The organism is Nocardia puris, assembly GCF_003315035.1.
Classification (GTDB): domain Bacteria; phylum Actinomycetota; class Actinomycetes; order Mycobacteriales; family Mycobacteriaceae; genus Nocardia; species Nocardia puris.
In genome coordinates, this window is record NZ_QNRE01000019.1 from 1 (window position 1) to 15,747 (window position 15,747).

Genomic DNA, 15,747 nt, shown 5'->3' on the forward strand with positions numbered 1-15,747 from the left:
CTTGAAGGATCACGCGGTGGCCATCTCCTTTCCGGCTACGACACGCCGGTCACACCGGACGATCCGGCTGATACACCACCCTGCCGGACGCAACCTAAATTCGACACGATTGGACGTAGATCGAACGTTGATACTGTTCCATTGAAAGGCGATCCGCAGATACACTTTAGCGAGATCACCTCGCGGCGAGCCAGCCTTGCGAGGAGCTACGTCCGCGCCAAACTCGATGTGGAACCATGTCAATGAGCAAGAACCCTACGCCGAGCTCCGACGGCCGGACACCCCCAGGTCCGTCGATCCATAACGCCGTGGCTGGGTCCGTGTCAGGGCACGTCGTGCAGGTCGGCGCCCTCTCTGGCGATGTCCACCTATACGGTGGGGTTCCGGTGTCCGTACCGGTTCCGCGACAACTTCCCTCGGCGCCGGGATCGTTCGTTGGTCGGCGTCACGAGTTCACGCAGCTCGACGCGGTGCTGGACGCCCCAGGCTCAATGGTTGTGGTGTCTGCGGTCACCGGAGCTGGCGGTATCGGGAAGACCTGGCTCGTACTGCACTGGGCCCATCAGCATCTCGACCGGTTCCCAGACGGACAGCTGTTTGTCGACCTGCGTGGTTTCAGCCCTGCGGAGAGACCAATGTCGGTCGGGACCGCGGTTCGAGGGTTCCTGGATGCGTTCGGCGTTGAGTCCAGCAGGATTCCTGTAGATGTGGACACTCAGATCGGGCTCTACCGGAGTCTCGTCGCGCAGAAGTCGATGTTGATCGTGTTCGACAACGCCCGTGATGCCACCCAAGTGGCTTCACTCCTTCCAGGCACACCAGCGTGCACGGTGCTGGTCACGAGTCGCCACCAGCTATCGGGACTTCTTACGACACAGGACACGCGGCGACTGAACTTGGATGTCCTCGACGCGACCGAATCGCGCGAACTTCTCGCCGCACGACTCGGGCAGAGAAGGGTCGATGCAGAACCTGGCCCGGTCACTGAATTGCTCAACTACTGTGCGGGTCTCCCCCTCGCCCTGAGCATCGTCGCCAGCCGAGCCGCTGCCCACCCAACCTTCGCGTTGGCGGAGCTAGCGCGAGAACTCCAAAGTGCCGCCGCGCGGCTGGACGCTCTCGACGATGGCGATGCGGCTAGTATCACGACGGTGCTGTCATGGTCGTTTGCCGCATTACCTCCGGAGCAGGCCGAAGCCTTCGAAATGCTGGGAATTGCACCCGGACCGGACATCTCGCTACCGGCCGCAGGCGCGCTGCTCGGACTGTCGGAAGCGAAAGCCAGCACCGTACTGAGAGCCCTGGAGCGTGAGTCGTTGCTCCACCAGCACACTCCCGGCCGGTGGCAGATGCACGACCTGGTGCGCCTCTACGCTGTGCAGCAAGCTGAGCGTCTTCAGCCTGAGGACAAGCGACAGGTGTCACTCCACCGGCTGCTTGAGTTCTATCTCCACACAGCTCACGTTGCCGATCGGATCATCAACCCCCGCCGGCCTCCGATTGAAATCGATATTTCGATCACCTCCAGCAACTGGTCTCTGCCGTCGAGCCAGGATGCTGCTTGGGAATGGTTTGACGCCGAGTTTGCCTGCCTGGAGGCGAGTGAACGCCTCGCCGGCGATCAATGGCATCGTCTCGCTTGGCAATTGACCTGGGCGCTGGACACGTTTCGCTATCGACGGGGTCTCCTGAATGAGCGAATTTCCGCCTGGCACGCTGGATTAACCGCCGCTCGCCGCGACAGCGATCCAGATGCCCTGTTTATTGCGCATCGCCTGTTGGGCCATGCATACGTCCGGGTTGGCAGACACGATGACGCTCTTGAGAATCTGAGTCATGCGCTGGAAGTGGCCAAACGTACAGGAAATCTTCTGAACCAGGCGCATACCCACACGTTCCTTGTGAAAGCACAGGAGGTAATGGGAAACGAACAAAAGGCGCTCGCCCATGCCGCCGAGGCTCGTCGACTGTTCCAATCACTGGGTCATCCGGTATGGGAAGCGCAGGCTCTGACATCAATGGGTCAATACGCGGCTCGACTCGGCCAACACGATAACGCACGGCGGTACTGCGAGGCTGCACTGTCGATGTGCCGGAGTAATGGTGACAACCAAGGCGAGACCGAAGTACTGAATAACCTCGGATACTTGGCTCAGCTGGTTGGCAATCATCATACGGCGTTGAGCTACTATGAGCGATCGCTGGAACGCTATCGCGACCTCGGGCACACATACTACGAAGCCGACGTCCTCGATCGTGTTGGGCAGACCTACCAGGCACTCCGGATGGTCAGTCGCGCCCGCGCCGCTTGGTCCGAGGCCTTGGAACTCTACCAAGACCAACACCGCCGGGTAGACGCCGAACGCGTTCAACAGCTCCTCGCCGATCTCGGTGAGCCGTCGCGCTAACGGGCGGGCGGTCGATACCCGAAGTATGGTGGGCGATCAGCGCAGATCGGTATCGCCCTCGATAGAATCCGCCTGTACTACGTGGCCATGTACGGTGCCAGTAATCGTATTACCTCCGTGCTTCGGAGGTTGTGGTGGAGGTGCTGGAGGCGGCGCGGGCTTCGGCACCAGGGCTACAAGGGCGATTGTCACTGCTATCAGTCCACAGAACGCACTGATAACACTCGCTACCTTGTTGGCCTCATCAAGTCCGATCCTGGCCAGATAGACACCAAGTCCTACAAGAAGAGCTGCGCCGACCAGACCGGCGATGACTCCGACAAGCTTACGCTGGCTTGACATACGTCACAGTATGCACCCATCGTGCCGACTCGGAGTACGAATCCCGCTCCCAGAGAGAGCGATTGAGAGTTCGATCTGTCGCTAGACCACCCGCAGGCCCGACGTCGGGACACCGTGCTTCCCGCAGCTTTCAAATCGGGGCGACGCCCTAGTAGATTTCGAACGAGTCGCGCTCGATCCGAAACCCGCGCGAGGAATTCGCCTCGCGGCACGTCACCCCGGAGTGATAGTCGATCGAGCACCGGAACGGCCCGTAGGTCCTCGTCGTGTTGTATTCGAGGACCGGCAGAGACGGGTCGATCAGGGAGTCGGTGGCGCACGCGAAAGCCGCCCCGTGCCCCTCGGTAAGGACGACCGTTCGGCCGAAATGCTCTGGGGCGCAATTGGGCGGTGGCGGTGGCGGCTGGTACAGGACCTGCCCGGCGTCGCACCGGACCGAAGCCGGCGATTCGAAAACAACCAGACAGGAAAGGTTTGAGCTGGCCGATTGGAACCGGATGGGCGCCGGTGGCGGCGCCGACGAGTCGAACGTGGCGACACAGCCGCGAGCTGTCAACCCGAGCATCACGACCCAGATGGCACCGATCGCGAGCAGGAATGCTGTCGGCACCCGGCGGTGGCGCTTTCGGCGAGGTGGCTGCGCCCACTGTGGTGGGTAACTCGGTGGATACCGAGGCGGAGGCGGCGGGTACGACACCGGTGGCACGGTCGGACGGGCTTCGGTGCGCGTCGGCACCGGCCTCGCTGTCGCTGGCCCTGGGGTCGGCCGCGGAGGGGGCGGCGTCTCCGGCTTCGGTGCCTCGCGCTTCGGTTTCGGTGCTTTAGGCGGCGCTGCGGGCGATGGTGGTGGCGGTGATACCGGGAACCGGGCGGACATCGTGCTCAACAGGTCGTTGATCCCGGTCGGGCTGGCTGCCGGGCGCGCCTGCGGTTTCGGCTTGGGGGGCGGCGCGGCCGAAGCGGTTGCGGCCGTGTCGGTTCGACTCGACGCCCGGGGGATGGTCGGCGGTGTGCGTACTTTGGTCGTTCCGGATGCTGCGCTCATCATCGTGGCGTAGGCGGCCGCGTCCAGAGTCTTGAGCTGGGCGGCACGCGACAGGACCATCTGGGGAGTCAGGTTCGTTGCACGCTTGGCCTGATACAGCGTGACCAGCCCGGTCAGTGTGACAGTCTGGCCTTTCAGCTTGTAGAGGCCTTTGCCGTAGAGACGTTCGAGTGCACTCGCAACTGGGCCAAAGGCGACGACCGTAAAGTCGCCTTTTACGTAGGAGCCGAAGTTGATCAGGGCTACGGCGCCACTCCAATGAGGTTTGTATAGCCACTTCGTGGAGTCGACGGTGCCGACGATGGTGACCTGATCGCCTTGTCTGCGGCGGAGCGCGGCAGCATTCGAGGCCAGCATGACGGTAGGGGTTGGCGCTGCCGTCGCAGTGGCCGTCCGCGACTGGGTCGGCTTGCCGCTCAGCGCGTCCTCGATCTGTTCGTAGCTGGTGATGCACGCTTGCTTGAGCACCCTGGCCCGCGGCGCGAGCGGGCTTGCCAGAAGCGCGTCGAACACTTTCGACGTACCTGGGTCGGCGTAGTCGCTGGCGCTAAACAGAAGGTTTTGCCCGCCACCGCCGAACTTGTCCCAGAGATCGGGGTCTTGGGCGATCGCGGCCAGCGACAGATCGATCACGTAGGCCGAGAACAGGTCGAGATTCTCATCGAACCGGCTCCCGCGGTCAGGGTGTTGGTAGTTCGGGTGCCCACGCTCGGCAGCCCCGTACGGTTCCAGTTCGCGAAGGTACATGCCGTCGTAGTCGATCAGGGTGACGGCATAGTCGTCGCCAACCATGACATTGCCGTGCTGCAAGTCTCCGTGTGCCACATGGACGGCGCGCAGCCGACGCACGGCGTCCGCAAGGTTGCGCCGAACGGCCTCGATCGCGTCCGGCTCGTCGAAATGGTCGTCGACCCAGTCGCCGAGCGGATCGCCCGTGATCCACGGCATCCGCACCATCGGGTGCGAGGAACCGCCCACGACAACACCGTTCGTGTCGTAGCGGACGTCCACAAGGAAATCCAGCTGAGGGTTGCTGGTGACGAACTGGGCGATCTGGGCGTAGCGCTGCGCCAGCGTCGCGTCAGTAGTCAGCTTGTGGAAGCACCGCACAGCGTAGCTCCGGCCGCTGCCGGGGCTGTGGATTCGGAACGTGGCGGCAAATCCGCCCGACGCCACCGCGGCTGTGCCCAGAGGGGTCATCGCGGCCTTCCCGGCGCGCAGTTCCGGGTCGCGCGGGAAGGCGATCTCTGGGTGCAGGACAGCCTGCTGGTAATCAAGCAGGCTGGGCAAGCTCATAGCCACACCACGCAGATCGTCGTATCGTCGGGCGCCATGCCGCGTTCGGCGCGCGCGAAGTCGACCCAGGCTTCGAACTCGTCGTGCCGGACCATCACGTCAGTGCTGACCAGCTCTTGGTACAGCTCGCTGGGTCCACCCAGGAGGTAGGCCGCGGCGGCGTCGGTCGCGAGGATAAGCGCATCGCCGGGGCGAGCGATTGCCTCGTGGTGCCAGACGTGATCGAGAAACCCGTTCTCGCCTGGGCGCGTCGATACCAGCGACGGACGCGAACTGAAGTCCTGCGCCCGCTGCAGCGGACCTGCGCTCAGAACGTCGCCATCGCGGATATGAAGCAGGCAGGTGTCGCCAACACCGTTTGCCCAGTACTGCCCGTCAGCGTCGGGCAGCCGCAGTCCGAGGAATGTGGCGGCACCGCCTTCAGCCAGCTTGGCCGTTGCGTACCACGGCAGTTCAGGTTCGGAAACCTGGGCCATCCACTTATCCCTCAGCACGGCCAGGTGCATAGGATCGAGAGGGTCGAGCCCGTCATACACGAACGCCGTTACCAGCAGCTCGGCCCAGACCTCGGGACGTGCGGACCTGGAGGCACCGTCAGACAGGGCGACCCGATCGCCGGCGTGTGCGATCTGGTCTTCGTTGTCCTCGTCGGTGTCCTCGGGTTTCGGCACGCTGCATGCGGCGATCCGTGGCTCCGAAATGGCCATTGTGCCGGATTCAGCTGCCCAGGGCGGGCTGGCCGCTTGTCAGCTCCTTCAGCCCGGTCGGCGTCACCGCGCGAGTCCCGAGGTCCAGGAACTCGAATACGCTGCTCGCGTCGGCGTTATAGATGAACCCGCGGGCACCCGGTTCGAGCTGCTTGCCTGCGCAGCGGGCCGCTTCGTACAACGACGGCGGCAACTGGCTGGACATCCCGAACAGCAGATCCGCGTTCGCGTCGGGCATGCCAGCCCGGGAACTCGGGTACGCGAACGGCTGTTCCGCAGCATTCGAAAGATGGACGTTGAAGATCAACGACGAGCCGTCGTCGGTACTAATCGCCGCCACCCGCTGCGCTGCCGCCGTCGGATCCCCATCAGTGCTTTCACCGTCGGTGATATTGACAACGATGGGCGGAAAGCTCGACGCATGGTCGCTGCACCAAGCGGCCACGATGGGCTCGACCGTACGGAAGGCCGCGGTCATCGGCGTCATGCCGCCAAACACTGGGTCAATCCAGACAGGGAACGGCGATTCCACTGTCACTGGTCTCCCCGCGTGGTTCACCTCCTGGCGCTGGCGCATCTCGATGTGCTTTGGCGCCCGCGCCAACTCACTGATCGGCAGCACTGGCCGATAGGCATCGGTGCCAGACAGCTGGAGCTGCACATCAGCGCCGTACCCGAGCACGCAAATCTCGAAGTAGTCGTAAATGCGCGCAGTTCCCTTGCTGCACAACCCAATCGCGTTGTTCAGCGTCACGTTGACCGCCTGCGCCAGTGCCTGCGCCTTGCTGGCACCGGTTCCCGCCCACGGATCACTCATCGATGTCGACTGGTCGATGAGTAGCACCAGCAACGCCGGCCGCTTCCGGTTGATCTCCGCCGAGTACGCCACAACACCCTCCCTGTTCAGTGAGCCTTCTGCGCAGAACCCGCCCCTGACCACAACCCCTCAGCAGACGGCCAGCCCCACAGTACCGAGCCGCGCGCCCGCGCGCAGGCGACCAGTTGGTCGGATTCGATCACGCCACTTCGTACTTGGCGAGCCGCTCCGCTGCTTTGTCGTCACCGCGCAGCGACATGGCCAGCACACGCCGGCCTCCCGTGATGGCGACGTAGATCTGGGCGGGCCATTGGCCCCACAGCGAACGCGGCGTTGTCTCCTCCCCGGTGCTGGGGTCCATGAGCAGCACCTGCGTTTGCTCGCCGCGGGGGCTGGCGTGCTGGACCCACACGATCCGGGCGCCGTCATCAGCAGCGGCCCGGTGCAAGCTCAGCCACCGCACGCGGCCTTGCTTCTGCCGTCGGAACCACCGGTAGACCTCTCCCCCAAGGACGGGGAACAGCAGAAGCGCCACCACCAGAACCGTTCCAACGTCCGGCCGCATCCATAGCCACAGCAGCCCGAACAGGCACGCGATGACCTCGACTACCTTGGCCTTGCCCGCCGGACCATCGGCGACGGCCCGTACGACCGCAGCTCCTGGAACAAGCGTGACTACGAGGAGGTCGATGATCCCCGGCTGGTTGGCCAGAGCCGTCGCGATCATCACGACGCTGCACACGATGCCGCCGGCAACGGCGACTATGACCGGAATCGGCGTGCGGACCGCTGGAAAATCCGAAGCGTCATAGACCACGAGCCACCCCCTCCTGTCGTCAACCCCTTGACGGCACCCGCCGAACCACACGAGCCTGTCCGGCCGCCGTTCTCGCGTCACGAGGGTAGCGGACTGTGCGCCGCTTGGCAGCGGGCCGCCTCACCGACGTCGGTATCCTGTGAAGGCTCGGATCCAAATCGTCAGTGCGCGAAGGCGCAGCAGGTGGTCAAAGGGGTTTGTCAGGGTGGGCCGGGATGATCAGGCGCGACTCGGCGTGTATGGCGAGCGGAAGGTGACGCTGACTCGCCGGCACACACGCATCTCCGCCCAGGCGTACCAGGCCCTCCGCAAGGCGCTCCCCGCCATCGTCTGGTACAAGGCACGAACGCTGAAGCCCTTCCTGAAGGCCGCGTTCCGGGAGCACCCCGAGCTGCTCGACGGCGTCGACTTCAAGACGCCGACGAAGTGGGAGATCACCGATACGGTCGTCGACCGGTTGCTGGCCGGCGAGTCGCGGTACCGGGACACAACGCTTCACCTCATGCTCGAAGTCGCAAACATGACGCGGTTCCCGGATCTCGAAGACCTGGAGGACTCCGAACAGCGGATCAGCATCGCCCGAAAAGCTGTTGCCGAGATGAGGCGCCACACTGAGGGATACGAGATCCTCCAGGACGAGCGGGAGCGCCTCGCTGCTGAACATGCGGTACTCGAACAGCAGCTCGCGTCCCGCCGTGCGTTCGAGAACACACTGCAGACGATGCACCAGGACTTCCTCCGCCTGCACCAGCTCGACAACCCGCACTCCCGCGGCAAGGCGTTCGAGCTATTCCTGCTGCACCTATTCGGCCTGTTTGACCTGAACCCCAGAGGGGCGTACGAGCTTGAGCGTGAGCAGATCGACGGCGCCTTCACCCTCGACAGCGACGACTACATCCTCGAAGCGCGCTGGCGAAAGGAGAAGGTCACCCGAGAGCAGGCCGATGCCTTCGCGAGGAAGGTAGAGCGCAAGCACAAGAACGCTTCCGGGCTGATCGTCAGCGTCACCGGCTTCACGAAGGACGCAATCAACGAGTACGCCTCCGCGACACCGTTTCTGACCATGGATGGCACGGACCTCTTCTACGTCTTGGACAACCGCGTCCGGCTCGACGAGCTGCTGGCACGGAAGAAGCGCCACGCCAGCGAGACCGGGGAGTGCTACTTCCCGGTCAGCATGATGCTTACCTGAGGCCAGCGCGCACAGGCGGATCGAGGGCCACTTGGCAATTCATTAGCAAAACTAGGCTTCGACCGTGCCCCGGCCACAGAGATGCTGCCGGAAGGCCTGCCGATCTTGTTGCCGCGCAGCAGAAGTCCGCCGGCCACCTGCATGTTCATTGGATGTGGCCGACATCACGTTTGAAGCGTCAAGGACGCCGAGAATTGGCTTTCGCCGGGAATCCCACGGCTGTAAGATCGGACGTTGGTACACAGCAAACCCCAGGCCAAATGCCGAGGGGCTCTGGACCTGGGGCTTACGTGTCTACTTGGCGGTAGGGCGCTGAAGCTACCAGGAGGCTGTACCGCTGTCAGTGACAGCGGACACATCGTGACCAGAGCTTTACCCGCTGTTGCCTGGTCCGTGACGGATGTTGCGGGCCATCAGTGGAAGGTTGGCTCGATATGAGTCCGATCGGAACCATCGCCCGCACAGGCGAGCGTTGCCCGCAGAGTGGCGTTTGGGAGGTAGTCGGCACGCCGTCGACCACGGCACCCATCGCCAAGGGGAACGTTATGCCTCCGTACGGCGGCAAGGCCGTGAGCTGGAAGCTCGTTCAGCTGGCGTAGGGTCTATCGAACTACCGAGCCGGTCCTACAAATTGTAGGACCGGCTCGGTAGTTCCGAAGCTATAGGAAACTGTGGCGACGAGTGCCCTTCAGCCTATTCAGGCTCCACACTTCTATCGCATCGCCTAGCGGCGCAGCCAGGATTTTCATTCGAATGTAGGATAAATTACGGTGACATCCCTAAATACAAGATGGGCGATAGCTCGGCTTGAAGCATTCGTCGAAGCTGTAGAGCAATATAACTCTCTTGCGCCAACCATTCCCCCGACTGCTGAAAACAACGAAAAAAAGAGAAAGATGGAGTCAGCGTCAGTAGCCGCTGAGAAAATTCTTGATCGTATCATTCCCACATGGCGAACCGAACTGAAGACCGGCATGATGGACAATGTCTGGAGCCAACGTAAGGAATTCTGCGTCCGCGCCATCGAGGAAATACAGATGCAGAATGAGTTTGACGCGAATCTCGGCGACAACGCACCATCACTAAACGCCAACCAGCTGCATGACTGGGTATGGGAAGCCGCGAAGCCCCTCTGGATGAGCGGCCACTTTTCTGAGGCGGTCCGCGCTGCAAGTGTTGTCGTTAACGCACGAACCCAAGATAAGGTGGGCCGACGGGAAGTATCTGAGTCCGACCTGTTCGCGCAGGCATTTACGTTGGATGCTCCGAAGACGGGAGCACCCCGTCTTCGCATCATGGAGAATGACGGCAGCAAAACATACCAAAGTATTCACCAAGGCGCCGCAGCCTTCGCTCGCGGGTGCTACGCAGCCATTAGAAACCCTATAAGTCATACCGTGCATGAACAAATCAGCGAGCACGAAGCCCTTGAACATCTAGCGGCATTCAGCATTCTTGCGAAATGGGTCAGTCGCGCGATTGTAGAAATAGCACCGTCGAACGACGCTACCAAGTGAGGAAGACCATCGTCCGTCCGAAGCACCGGACAACTGCCTCACCTACCCCAATTACCGGCGTTAACGAACTATGCTGGCCACAAGTTGCGGACACTCAACTAATCACTGGCTAGTGCTTAGTATCTCCCGCATCGCGCCGGATAGCCCGCTGAACCTCTTTGGTAAACTCAGCCAGTTGGGAAGACGTTCCTCGTTCGATTACACGGCGAAACGCGTACCCCAGATCCTTATCGCTATAGCCTCGACCATCGAGCCAATCTAGTATAAGTCGAATGTTTAAACGCCTACCTTCCTCCTGATAGAGATGACGGGGCTCCGATTCGGATTCATCCTCGAACAACGACGACTGGGCAGAGGTTCTTGGATTACCCCGACTACTCGCCACATCCACACCCACTGTAGGCGCCACAGGCCAATTTCCTAGTGGAAGATCTGGAATGTGAACCCTATGTTTAAGCAGAAGCGTTGGACCAAAGGAAGTTGTCATCCATTGCCAATTACCAAGCTTTGAAACGTACACGTCACCAAACGGATGCACCCATCCAAGACCCGATACAGCTAGTTTCGAATCTGCAACTCCCAAGCTGTCCAGTGCAGATTTCGGTGCAGTCCATTTCAGCAAGTCCGGATAGGGGAATGCCGCAGTTTCCTCACCAAAGGAAATTGCCGCCAATCGTCGCGCTTCCGTAGTGATGTGCCCGATGTCGAGAAGCGGCGACGGAAGTTTAGCCGGACTTAACGCACCGACGATCGCCGCAGCCATCGTCGCTATTGTGTCCGTGTCAGTGTTGAGACGAGCGGCAGACAGTTGCGCAGACTGAGCAGGGTGATCAGGAAGCGCCCCGGCAAGTACTATCGCGGCAATCGAGGTCGTTAGACCATTTCCAACTGTACGGGCGTCATCGAGACTAAGCACTCGCACGAGTAACTCGTATGCGGCGCCTGCCATGACTCTATCGTTCCGAGAAGCGTGCAGCGCATCATACGCATCAACTGACTCGTAGAGCAGCCGTTTAGCGTGGTCCACCGTATTATGCCACTCTATATCGAATCGTCGTCCTGTGACCGATTCCCAACGAGGACGCCAGTATGCTGCGAGTTCCGCACAGTGATTGAAGATTTCGAATGACTCGTGGGCAACCTCAATAATCCTATTCCAGTTATCCGGACCAGGAGGACGTTGCTCCGCCATCGCAACTGTGAGTGCCGCTGCATGCAAAACGGCTCCGACTAACGCATTAGGATGGCCATGAGTGACGATCGAATTCTTAATTACGTCGTCAATATGACCGTACGACTGAAGGTCCGGCGAGGCGTAGACATGAGGCTGGATCCGCATGGCAGCGCCATTACCCCCGGACTTTTCCCATCCGGAGTAAAAGTTCGCTGCCCAATTCGCAGTCTGTTTCGCCATTGATGCCGAGGCCGCCTTGGTAGATCGGCCGCCGCCGAGCGCATAAGACTGCCAAACCGGCAGCTCCACTCGGGAGAACGCTTCGACATCGAACCCTGCAGACGAAATCGCTCTAGCCGTAGCCAGCCTTAGCTGTGTATCGTCCGAGTAACACCCTGCTGGCAGTTTGACTCGAGGCCCAGACCGTCCACCGATATTGCGCTCCCAAGCGAACGGCTCAGTGAGAGCACGCCCTTGAGTACGTCGCCGAAAGTTCTCCGCAGTGGTGAGCTCAGAAATCCAGCCCAAGGCATCCGCCCATGCCGCCCACAGCATAGAGGATACGGTTTGTTCTGCCCGATATCCGAAATTAGTCACTGAAATACCTCTGGACGGCAGGACACTGGCACATGCGGCACTTTGGGGAAGGTAGCAATTAGACCTTCGATGTAGTCCATGTGCTCCTCCTCCGGTACATATATCGCTCGTAGTCGAGCCAGCGACAGTTCCCCCGGATAAAGTACTTCTGCCTGATCATTTGTCGGCCGGTCGCTGGCAAGCCCAGCCTGACGCGTGCTCCGGTGGCCATACCAACCCCATGGCACCGATTCACTATACATGTCCTGAAGACCGGCGAGACCCTGCCCTCGACGAACAGTAGTCGTATACGTGTTGTTGGTGGTTGTAAACCATACGCCTTTATCAGCCAGTATATCGGGCTCAAAAGATAGCACAGCCCACCATACGCTATCTGTCTGATGCCAGTTCTGGGATGTTCCAAGCATGCGACGGTTGACCACGGATATCGACATGTTGACGTAGTCTGTCCACTCCGGGTCTTTGCGAACCTCGCAATTCGCCAGCCTGATATTCTCCAAATATTCGTCAACATCCAGCCTGTCTCGACTTCTTACAACACCAGAGGCGAATATTCCGACAAGTCCATGATTGGTTGTGAAGTGAACGACTTCGGAGATATTGCGTTCACGTAGGAACTTCAAGATCTCGTTATTCACAGTTCAATCTTTCGGTATGTCGAAGGGTTCAGGATACCAATTAATGTCGAGGCGGAGCCCTGCTTGAATCCGACGGTAACGGACTTTCGCGCTCTTCCTATGCCCATGGCCAGTAGCCGGCGCAAGTTCTCCAGTCCAGCGTCTCCCGCACCATCTCCATGGGGAGTGACTTCTTGGTTAAGACCAAGGATTATCACGTGATCGAACTCTAGACCTTTTGCCGAATGAATCGTGCACAGCGCCACAGTCTCCTGGCCGCCAGGCCACTTGCTCGATCGGGCGAGTTGGACATATGGAATACTGTAACGCTCAAGTTGTTCCTTGACGTAGCGGAACCATCCGCCGCCAAGAGGGTGCAGAAACACCACAGACTCGTCCGCAAGGCTTGCAATAGATACAACATTCGATATCGACCATTTCATCTGGTCAGAAAATTTTCCCACTAGCACGGTTGGGAGAGGTCCAGAATTATTCGCCGCACGCAGATCCGGCAGTGCACCGTCATCTCCAATTGCCATGCCTTCTACCAGGCCCCGGGCAAAAGCAGCTATCTGTTTTGTATTTCGGTAGTTTTTCTTCAGAGACCGACTCCGCGGCTGGATGACGCCAGCTTCCTTCCAAGTGAAGGAACGAGGGTATATTCTTTGCGCAGTGTCGACTACAAATGTAATCGAGTGATCGTCGGCAACATGCTTCAAGATTGCCCTCACTTGGTTCGCAGAAAAGTCCTGAGCTTCATCCACGATTACCACGTCCCACGGCATTCCGGAGGACTTCCCCGCCTCTAGTGCAATATCATTCCAGTCCCGGAGATGGCGGGTTTTCTTTTTGTCTAGGTATGGATATACGACGCGATCCAGGAGGCGGCGCCTAGTCGTTGTCTCCATTCTCGGGGAGAGCCCTCTACCGTCGCGCTGAGTCGTCAGATACTCGTTGATTCGATGTGGCTCAAACCGACCAAGTAGATACTGGATTTCATCACGAAGAAACGACTCGGGCATTCCAAAGGGTTCAATAAGCTCGCCCAGTATTTGTTCCGTCTCGACGACATCCGGCGTTGTTCCGACCAAATCGGTGGCAAATTTACCAAACGTTGTTACTGTCAGATGCAAATTCACATTCTCCTGCACCTGATGATGCGCCAGCTCTGATACATATCCCTCAAGGGTTCGATTATAGGTTAGAACCAGAACCCGAACCGGATCTTGAAGGCGCAACCGATTTCGACGTGCTAACCAAAATCCACAGAGGTGTTTCAGACGAAGTAATGCTGTCGTCGTCTTTCCGCTTCCGGCGGCGCCTCGAATAACCAATACGCCAGGACTAGGGTCGAGTAGAATTGTCAACTGCTCGGGTGTCGGACTGACGTCGGGCAATATGCGCATAGCCGCCTCCAGCAGGTTGGGGCCCAGTGTGCCAGGCTCACATGGCCAGGATGGTACGCCACGCGACGTCCTGTTGTGCACACCACACGCAGTGTCTCCTCCCCTTGAGGCTCATCCGTCGTTTCGCCGTTGGATGCACGCTGGCCACTGACGGTGGAATGGAGGTGTGCGTGGACGCGGGACTTCTAATCATGTCGTCCTTGCGCCGAGTAGTGCGTTTCGCGCCTGGCTCGAAGCAAGCTGCTTACACTTCGGCATCGGCCAGAGTGGCAGCTGCCCAAGGTCACATAGCGCAGCATCTTGACCTACACGTCGCCCTCGTGAATCCGCTCCTACTTCCTTGCCGGACGCATCGTCACCCCGTGAGCGATGAGGGCTTCACGGATGGTGCTGAAGGAGCTGCCGAGTTGGCGGGCGATGGTGCGGAGGGAATTGCCGTCGGTGTAGAGCTGGACGGCTTGGGTGATCTGGTCATTGGTGAGGGGTTGGCGGCGCATGGTGACGCCGTTGTCGGACAGGAGCTTGAGCAGGCTGCCCTTGGATAGTCCGTAGCGCTGGCAGAGTTCGGGCGTCGTGCTGCCGGCTTGGTAGGCAGCAACGATGGCCGTGATGGTATCGGGAGACAGGCGACGGGCGATGCGGTAGGGCGTGGGCGGTGTTTGCACTGGTCGGCGGCGGGGTGCGGACTCGACGAGGGCAATGATCCGGGCGAGGTCCTGGGCTGACCACTGTTTTGAATAGCGGGCGAGGAGGCCGACCAATACAGACTTACCGGAACCATCGACCAGGCAGATTCCGTCGGCAGGGTCCATCGCGATGACTACCGCGCAGATGGCCGTCCCGAATCGGGGATCGGTTTCCGAACGGTGTCCACAGTGCAGCCGACCGGGAACGGCGGGTCCCGCAGTACCGTTCACCCTCCCTCGAACGAGCACAGGTTCCAGCGATCGCGGGTGGTCGTCGTGGTGTACGTCGCACGGCGAATCGCGGTGTCGCTGTGGTTTTCCGGTGACGGCCGTTCGTGTCGCACAATCACCGTCGCGGTGGCGTCGCGTGGAAGAAGGGATCATCCGGACGGTCAGGGTCCACCCATTCGACAGCACCGAGGCTCACCAGTCGGCTTGTGCCGCGAGCGGCAGCGTTCGCGCAGGCGGTCTCTCCCTGAACGCGACGTCGGACTCGTAGGTGGTCGGAGGCAATTGGGTGTTGAGCGCTCCACAGGTGATGGCGGACAGGCTCGCCTTGTCGCCGGAGTCCCAGGCGGACAGCGCGAGCGCGGTAACCGTACGCCGTTGTTGTTCGGCGCCGAGGATAATGTCCCGACCGGAATCGTCGGCGGCCGCGCACGGCGAGGCGGACTTCACGACGGACTCTCGGGCGCCGGCCGGATAGGCGTCGACGGTGAAGCCGCGGTTGTCGGTGTAGCGGCGTCCGCGGGTGGCGGATTCACGAGTGAAGCCCCGCTCGGTCAGCGTGTCGACCCGGCCCAGCGTGGCCTCGATCGTTTCGTGGGTGACGTTCTGGAATGGGTGATCGACAGTGAACTTCCACGGCGACCCGGTCAGCGTCCGGGAAGCGTCGTAGCGGCACCTTCTTGCTTGGTCGTGCCATGGATGACCCTTCGCCCGGCCTCGGTGCGACGGAGACGAGATTGTCGAGAGCAATGGCTGCGGCGCCTTCGAGCGTCAACCGGTCGAGTCGAGAATGCCCTGATCAGTGGGGCCTTCGTCGGACAGATCCAGCCCACACCCAGCCGCGACGGCCACCACGACGAGTGCCACCAGACCACGGAGGCTCCACCCGGCGTGGCCT

General features: G+C 60.7%; 13 protein-coding genes. 4 read left to right on the forward strand and 9 right to left on the reverse strand.

Going from position 1 to position 15,747, the window contains the following annotated elements; translation table 11 throughout:
- Together DFR74_RS36795 and DFR74_RS31230 are read left to right on the forward strand one after the other, a co-directional pair.
- The coding region (locus DFR74_RS36795; RefSeq protein ID WP_211334146.1) for a hypothetical protein at nucleotides 1-246 on the forward strand (246 nt) is incomplete at its 5' end.
- A 245-nt stretch (nucleotides 247-491) separates the two neighbouring features.
- On the forward strand, nucleotides 492-2,408 hold the full coding sequence (locus DFR74_RS31230) for an ATP-binding protein (protein WP_232331836.1): 1,917 nt from the start codon (nucleotides 492-494) through the stop codon (nucleotides 2,406-2,408).
- 490 nt (nucleotides 2,409-2,898) lie between these two features.
- Here the strand turns inward: DFR74_RS31230 and DFR74_RS31235 are convergent, their stop codons facing one another.
- The 4 genes from DFR74_RS31235 to DFR74_RS31250 form a co-directional block, all read right to left on the reverse strand.
- Nucleotides 2,899-5,091 (reverse strand): hypothetical protein, encoded by a 2,193-nt coding sequence (locus DFR74_RS31235; RefSeq protein ID WP_067511517.1) that lies wholly within the window; start codon nucleotides 5,089-5,091, stop codon nucleotides 2,899-2,901.
- On the reverse strand, nucleotides 5,088-5,798 hold the full coding sequence (locus tag DFR74_RS31240) for a hypothetical protein (protein WP_147266004.1): 711 nt from the start codon (nucleotides 5,796-5,798) through the stop codon (nucleotides 5,088-5,090). The genes DFR74_RS31235 and DFR74_RS31240 overlap by 4 nt, the downstream gene beginning before the upstream one ends.
- Before the next feature lie 10 nt (nucleotides 5,799-5,808).
- Nucleotides 5,809-6,687 (reverse strand): hypothetical protein, encoded by an 879-nt coding sequence (locus DFR74_RS31245; RefSeq protein ID WP_067511519.1) that lies wholly within the window; start codon nucleotides 6,685-6,687, stop codon nucleotides 5,809-5,811.
- A 127-nt stretch (nucleotides 6,688-6,814) separates the two neighbouring features.
- Nucleotides 6,815-7,432 (reverse strand): hypothetical protein, encoded by a 618-nt coding sequence (locus DFR74_RS31250; protein ID WP_147266005.1) that lies wholly within the window; start codon nucleotides 7,430-7,432, stop codon nucleotides 6,815-6,817.
- A 205-nt stretch (nucleotides 7,433-7,637) separates the two neighbouring features.
- On the opposite strand from DFR74_RS31250, the gene DFR74_RS31255 reads away from it, so the two are divergent.
- Nucleotides 7,638-8,624: a restriction endonuclease gene (locus tag DFR74_RS31255; protein WP_147266006.1), complete on the forward strand. Its 987-nt coding sequence runs from the start codon at nucleotides 7,638-7,640 to the stop codon at nucleotides 8,622-8,624.
- A gap of 770 nt (nucleotides 8,625-9,394) precedes the next feature.
- Nucleotides 9,395-10,141 carry a TIGR02391 family protein gene (locus DFR74_RS31260; protein WP_067511521.1) on the forward strand — a complete coding sequence of 249 codons (747 nt, stop codon included), beginning with the start codon at nucleotides 9,395-9,397 and terminating at the stop codon, nucleotides 10,139-10,141.
- A gap of 109 nt (nucleotides 10,142-10,250) precedes the next feature.
- On the opposite strand, the gene DFR74_RS31265 is transcribed toward DFR74_RS31260, so the two are convergent.
- The 5 genes from DFR74_RS31265 to DFR74_RS31285 all read right to left on the reverse strand — a co-directional run bounded on the left by DFR74_RS31265 (nucleotide 10,251) and on the right by DFR74_RS31285 (nucleotide 15,599).
- Nucleotides 10,251-11,870, reverse strand: a complete 1,620-nt coding sequence (locus DFR74_RS31265; protein ID WP_084537943.1) for an ADP-ribosylglycohydrolase family protein — start codon at nucleotides 11,868-11,870, stop codon at nucleotides 10,251-10,253.
- A 38-nt stretch (nucleotides 11,871-11,908) separates the two neighbouring features.
- Entirely contained in the window at nucleotides 11,909-12,550 is a 642-nt protein-coding gene (locus tag DFR74_RS31270) for a DarT ssDNA thymidine ADP-ribosyltransferase family protein (protein ID WP_084537937.1), read from the reverse strand.
- Nucleotides 12,547-13,935: a 3'-5' exonuclease gene (locus tag DFR74_RS31275; protein WP_067511522.1), complete on the reverse strand. Its 1,389-nt coding sequence runs from the start codon at nucleotides 13,933-13,935 to the stop codon at nucleotides 12,547-12,549. The genes DFR74_RS31270 and DFR74_RS31275 overlap by 4 nt, the downstream gene beginning before the upstream one ends.
- A gap of 332 nt (nucleotides 13,936-14,267) precedes the next feature.
- Nucleotides 14,268-14,747, reverse strand: coding sequence for a helix-turn-helix domain-containing protein (locus tag DFR74_RS31280; protein ID WP_147266008.1), 480 nt, complete (start codon nucleotides 14,745-14,747; stop codon nucleotides 14,268-14,270).
- 297 nt (nucleotides 14,748-15,044) lie between these two features.
- Nucleotides 15,045-15,599 (reverse strand): hypothetical protein, encoded by a 555-nt coding sequence (locus DFR74_RS31285; protein ID WP_067511523.1) that lies wholly within the window; start codon nucleotides 15,597-15,599, stop codon nucleotides 15,045-15,047.
- Nucleotides 15,600-15,747 lie beyond the last annotated feature (148 nt).

Coding starts and splice junctions, on each gene's coding strand:
- DFR74_RS31235 (WP_067511517.1), bottom strand. CDS start 5,091: ATGAGCTTGCCCAGCCTGCTTGATTACCAGCAGGCTGTCCTGCACCCA.
- DFR74_RS31230 (WP_232331836.1), top strand. CDS start 492: ATGGTTGTGGTGTCTGCGGTCACCGGAGCTGGCGGTATCGGGAAGACC.
- DFR74_RS31280 (WP_147266008.1), bottom strand. CDS start 14,747: ATGGACCCTGCCGACGGAATCTGCCTGGTCGATGGTTCCGGTAAGTCT.
- DFR74_RS31265 (WP_084537943.1), bottom strand. CDS start 11,870: ATGCTGTGGGCGGCATGGGCGGATGCCTTGGGCTGGATTTCTGAGCTC.
- DFR74_RS31240 (WP_147266004.1), bottom strand. CDS start 5,798: ATGGCCATTTCGGAGCCACGGATCGCCGCATGCAGCGTGCCGAAACCC.
- DFR74_RS31275 (WP_067511522.1), bottom strand. CDS start 13,935: ATGCGCATATTGCCCGACGTCAGTCCGACACCCGAGCAGTTGACAATT.